Origin of the sequence: Chamaesiphon polymorphus CCALA 037, assembly GCF_003003845.1 — a bacterium.
GTDB classification, from domain to species: Bacteria; Cyanobacteriota; Cyanobacteriia; order Cyanobacteriales; family Chamaesiphonaceae; genus Chamaesiphon; species Chamaesiphon polymorphus.
Map to the genome: position 1 here is coordinate 1 of NZ_PVWO01000600.1, position 3,170 is coordinate 3,170.

A 3,170-nucleotide genomic window follows, 5' to 3' on the forward strand; every position below is an offset into this window, starting at 1 on the left:
GGACTACGATCTTGCTAATAGACTTGTATATGCACCATAACCTTTTTTCCAACTATGGCTGGTAAATTAACAACCCACGTTCTAGACACAGCCCACGGTTGTCCCGCCGCAGGAGTTGAAATAAACCTCTACTCGATCGAATCTCCATCGGACGATCGCACCTTAATTACCCAAGTTTATACCGATCGAGATGGACGCACCGATAAACCTTTGTTAGCCGATGGCGAACTACAAATTGGAGAATACGAGCTAGTTTTCGGCATCGGATCTTATTTTGCGAAAACTCAATCTAACTTATCTAAGCCAGCATTTCTCGATCGCATTCCCATTCGCTTTCAGATTGCCGACATCAACGTACATTACCATATTCCTCTGCTAGTTTCACCGTGGTCTTACAGTACTTATCGAGGCAGTTAATTTAGTGGATAGTGAATAGTGGATAGTGGATAGTGGATAGTTAATATAGACACTTCAGGCTTTATTATTTGTTGAATTAGTTAAAAATATAGCGCAATATTTGTCAAACCTCATGATTTACTCACTTAGCGAAATCAATCGGATGGATCGACCGCAATTTATTCAAGCACTGGGTGAAATTTTTGAACACACACCCACGGTTGCTTCCCAAGGATGGGAGCGACAACCATTTAACTCGATCGAGGAGCTACATCAACAGATGATAGCGGTAGTTATGAGTTTCGATCGCGAGCAAAAATTGGCTCTGGTGCGCGCTCATCCAGATTTGGGCAGTAGAGTTAAAATGGCACCAGCTTCAGTTCAAGAGCAAGCGGGGGTAGGTCTAGATCGATTGAGTTCGATCGAATATACCCAATTTCAACACCTCAATCAAGCTTACCAAACTAAATTTGATTTTCCCTTTATTGTCGCAGTTAAAAATCATACCAAGCAGAGCATTTTAGCAGCTTTCGATCGTCGATTACAAAACTCAGTCGATGGAGAATTGGCTACCGCGATCGAGGAAATTAGTCAGATCGCACGGTTTCGATTATTAGCAATAATCGATTCCCCTTCTGCTGAGGCAGACGTTGTGCCTATGGCAGGCTTCGCCAACGCGAACGGGGACGCTACGCGAACGAGTTGAAACTTACATCTCATAACCCATTATTATCGTTCGCGGTTTAGAAGCCATTGTTAGAGATTTAAATGTTTCCAATTCAGATTTTAAATATCTGCTTTTAACAAGGATCACTTATTGCTTATTACTTATTACTTATTACTTATTACTTATTACTTATTCGATTTTATGACAATTACATCATCACCGATTTTGAGTGAATTAAAAATCGATGCCGCTAGACTCGATCGTAGCCTGTTTGAATTGGCAGAAATTGGCAAGTTACCCCAAGGTGGTATCAGCCGAGTGGCTTTTACACCTGAAGACTTATGCGCGCGTCAACTGGTACAAACTTGGATGCTTACAGCGGGAATGACCGTGAGGACGGATGCGGCTGGTAATATTATCGGTCGCTATGAAGGTCTAAATCCCGATGCAGGGGCGATCGCGACTGGTTCGCATATCGATACCGTCCCGACTGGTGGGCGTTATGATGGCTGTTTGGGAGTGCTGGCGGGAATTGAAGTAGTGCGCGTCTTGCACGAGCGATCGATCCGACTGTACCACCCGATCGAAGTAATTGTCTTTACCGATGAAGAACGCTCTGTAATCGGCTCGAAGGGGATGGCGGGAGAAGTCCGAGAAGATGCGATTTATTATGCCCGTCTAGATGGTACGCCGATTCAGGAATGTCTCGATCGCATTGGCGGCGATTGGTCGCAAATTGCCACCGCCAAACGCAAATCGGGAGAGATAGTAGCGTTTGTAGAATTGCACGTCGAGCAAGGTGGTGTCTTGGAACATCTAGATAAACCGATTGGCATTGTGACTGGAGTTGTCGGACAATACCGATTTGCCGTTAACGTTATCGGACGTGCTAATCATGCTGGCACCACACCGATGAATATGCGGAAAGATGCGCTAGTTGCTGCTTCCGAAATCGTGCTAGCTGTAAATAAAATTGCCAGATCGATCGACGGCGACCAAGTTGCCACTGTTGGCTATCTCAATGTATCTCCCAACGCCACTAATACGGTGCCTGGAATGGTCGATTTGCGAATCGACATGCGAGATCTATCTGAAGAACGTTTGCAACTGCTGACGGCGAAACTCAAAGCCGAAATTAACGCCATTGCCAGAACGACAGAGACGGCAATTTCCATTCAGCAAACACTCCACATTCGCCCGACATTAGCAGATCCTCAAATTATGAAATCGATTGAGGGCGTTTGTCAGAACATGGGTTTAGCGTATACACATATGCCCAGCCGCGCGGGACATGATGCTCAGGAAATCGGTCGGTTTACAGCTATGGGGATGATTTTTGTACCCAGTCGCGCGGGAGTCAGTCATTCAGCAGATGAATATACGTCTTTTGAAGAATGCGATCGCGGAGCTAGTGTTTTATTACATACTTTTCTCCAACTCGACAATTTTGATGTGAAAAGTTGCTAATCAAGACACGATCGATCTCGATCCCAGTTCTCAATCGATCGCACTCCAAGCTCGAATCTGTTTGCTGCTGCGAATGCCAGCCGTTCCGAGCAAATCCGACCAGGTAGCGGCTAGCTGTCGATCTTTGGTTTTGGAGAGACGATCGCCGAGCTGTCCGAGCGCATCGTACCAAATGCCATTTTCGGCGAGAATTTGGGCTATTTCTAAGGGCGATTTGGCGGTAGCAAGCTGAGTGGGTGCGGTAATGCGCTGAATTTGGCCGCCGACGAGTAACGGACGATCGACTCCCTCCTGGCGATCGCAGTAGATCGCGACTTCCCACCGATAGGGGCGATCGATTTCTAGCGATGTCGCAGGCGGAAATGAGACCCCGAACGCACCAGGGGCGATCTTGGTTTTGGTGGTGAATGACTGTTTGGCGATCGGTTCGCCATTGAGCGATCGCACCGCCATCTCGATTTCTAAACCTTTAGCCAATCCTTGCGGTACATGGAGCCACACCCTGGGGCGATTGACGATCGTTTGTCCCCAAGCGATCTGCCTAGAGGTGGGGACTAGAGCGACAATGCCCCGATAGGGCTGACAACCACGCGTCCCGCCACCTTGAGCGCGATTTCCCGGAATGCCGAGCGAACTGGGG

General features: G+C 47.3%; 4 protein-coding genes. 3 read left to right on the top strand and 1 reads right to left on the bottom strand.

Going from position 1 to position 3,170, the window contains the following annotated elements:
• Positions 1-54 precede the first annotated feature (54 nt).
• The 3 genes from uraH to C7B77_RS26965 all read left to right on the top strand — a co-directional run bounded on the left by uraH (position 55) and on the right by C7B77_RS26965 (position 2,530).
• On the top strand, positions 55-417 hold the full coding sequence (gene uraH, locus C7B77_RS26955) for a hydroxyisourate hydrolase (RefSeq protein WP_106312280.1): 363 nt from the start codon (positions 55-57) through the stop codon (positions 415-417).
• A gap of 112 nt (positions 418-529) precedes the next feature.
• A complete protein-coding gene (gene uraD, locus C7B77_RS26960; RefSeq protein WP_106312283.1) occupies positions 530-1,102 on the top strand; it encodes a 2-oxo-4-hydroxy-4-carboxy-5-ureidoimidazoline decarboxylase in 573 nt (190 codons plus the stop codon).
• Between the two features lie 162 nt (positions 1,103-1,264).
• On the top strand, positions 1,265-2,530 hold the full coding sequence (locus tag C7B77_RS26965; RefSeq protein ID WP_106312286.1) for a Zn-dependent hydrolase: 1,266 nt from the start codon (positions 1,265-1,267) through the stop codon (positions 2,528-2,530).
• A 30-nt stretch (positions 2,531-2,560) separates the two neighbouring features.
• Here C7B77_RS26965 and C7B77_RS26970 read toward each other — a convergent pair.
• The coding region (locus tag C7B77_RS26970) for a DUF928 domain-containing protein (RefSeq protein WP_106312289.1) at positions 2,561-3,170 on the bottom strand (610 nt) is incomplete at its 5' end.

Excerpts from the sequence above, each read along its gene's own strand:
- uraH (WP_106312280.1), top strand. The coding sequence starts at position 55 with ATGGCTGGTAAATTAACAACCCACGTTCTAGACACAGCCCACGGTTGT.
- uraD (WP_106312283.1), top strand. The coding sequence starts at position 530 with ATGATTTACTCACTTAGCGAAATCAATCGGATGGATCGACCGCAATTT.
- C7B77_RS26965 (WP_106312286.1), top strand. The coding sequence starts at position 1,265 with ATGACAATTACATCATCACCGATTTTGAGTGAATTAAAAATCGATGCC.